This is a genomic window from Streptomyces sp. NPDC055103, assembly GCF_053607625.1.
Genome location: NZ_JBSGTX010000167.1, coordinates 1 through 1,759, shown reverse-complemented (window position 1 = coordinate 1,759; position 1,759 = coordinate 1). Strand labels below are relative to the sequence as shown.

General features: G+C 71.3%; 1 protein-coding gene. It reads left to right on the top strand.

What is annotated here, in order from left to right; translation table 11 throughout:
- Window positions 1-2: 2 nt before the first annotated feature.
- On the top strand, window positions 3-1,757 hold the full coding sequence (locus ACWFR1_RS40270) for an acetyl/propionyl/methylcrotonyl-CoA carboxylase subunit alpha (protein WP_453561065.1): 1,755 nt from the start codon (window positions 3-5) through the stop codon (window positions 1,755-1,757).
- Window positions 1,758-1,759 lie beyond the last annotated feature (2 nt).

Below are 1,759 nucleotides of genomic sequence, written 5' to 3'. Positions count from 1 at the left end.
TCGTGCGCAAGGTGCTCATCGCCAACCGTGGCGAAATCGCTGTCCGTGTGGCCCGGGCGTGCCGGGACGCGGGTATCGGCAGCGTGGCCGTGTACGCCGATCCGGACCGGGACGCTCTGCACGTCCGGGCGGCTGACGAGGCGTTCGCTCTGGGCGGTGACACCCCGGCGACCAGTTATCTGGACATGGCGAAGGTGTTGCAGGCCGCGAAGGACTCCGGGGCGGACGCGGTCCACCCCGGTTACGGCTTCCTCTCCGAGAACGCCGAGTTCGCGCAGGCGGTCCTGGACGCCGGTCTGATCTGGATCGGCCCGCCGCCGCAGGCGATCCGTGACCTGGGTGACAAGGTGGCGGCCCGTCACATCGCCCAGCGCGCCGGCGCCCCGCTGGTCGCGGGCACGCCGGACCCGGTGTCGGGTGCGGACGAGGTCGTGGCGTTCGCCGAGGAGCACGGTCTGCCGATCGCGATCAAGGCCGCCTTCGGTGGTGGCGGTCGCGGCCTGAAGGTCGCCCGCACCCTGGAGGAAGTGCCGGAGCTGTACGACTCGGCCGTCCGTGAGGCTGTCGCGGCCTTCGGCCGCGGTGAGTGCTTCGTCGAGCGCTACCTCGACAAGCCGCGTCACGTGGAGACGCAGTGCCTGGCGGACTCCCACGGCAACGTGGTCGTCGTCTCCACCCGTGACTGCTCGCTCCAGCGCCGCCACCAGAAGCTCGTCGAGGAGGCCCCGGCGCCGTTCCTGAGCGACGCGCAGAACGCCGAGCTGTACGCGGCGTCGAAGGCGATCCTGAAGGAGGCCGGCTACGTCGGCGCCGGAACCGTCGAGTTCCTCGTCGGCACCGACGGCACCATCAGCTTCCTGGAGGTCAACACCCGCCTCCAGGTCGAGCACCCGGTCACCGAAGAGGTCACCGGCATCGACCTGGTCCGTGAGATGTTCCGGATCGCCGACGGCGAAGCCCTCGGCTACGGCGACCCCGCCGTGCGCGGTCACTCCTTCGAGTTCCGCATCAACGGCGAGGACCCGGGCCGGGGCTTCCTGCCCGCCCCCGGCACCGTCACCGTCTTCAACGCCCCCACGGGCCCCGGCGTCCGCCTCGACGCGGGCGTCGAGTCCGGCTCCGTCATCGGCCCGGCCTGGGACAGCCTCCTGGCCAAGCTGATCGTGACCGGCGCGACCCGCGAGCAGGCACTCCAGCGCGCCGCCCGCGCCCTGGGCGAGTTCACGGTCGAGGGCATGGCCACGGCCATCCCCTTCCACCAGGCCGTCGTCGTCGACCCCGCGTTCACCGCCGACCCCTTCCGGGTCCACACGCGGTGGATCGAGACGGAGTTCGTCAACGAGATCAAGCCGTTCGCGCCCGCCGGCGCGGAGGCGGACGAGGACGAGTCGGGCCGCGAGACGATCGTCGTCGAGGTCGGCGGCAAGCGCCTTGAGGTCTCCCTGCCGTCCTCCCTCGGCATGACCCTGGCCCGCACCGGACTGGCCGCCGGTGCGAAGCCGAAGCGCCGCGCCGCGAAGAAGTCCGGCCCGACCGCCTCGGGCGACACGCTCGCCTCGCCGATGCAGGGCACGATCGTGAAGATCGCGGTCGAGGAGGGCCAGGAGGTCAAGGAAGGCGATCTCATCGTCGTCCTGGAAGCCATGAAGATGGAACAGCCCCTCAACGCCCACCGCTCCGGCACCGTCAAGGGCCTGTCCGCCGAGGTCGGCGCCTCCGTCACCTCCGGCGCCACCATCTGCGACATCAAGGACTGACC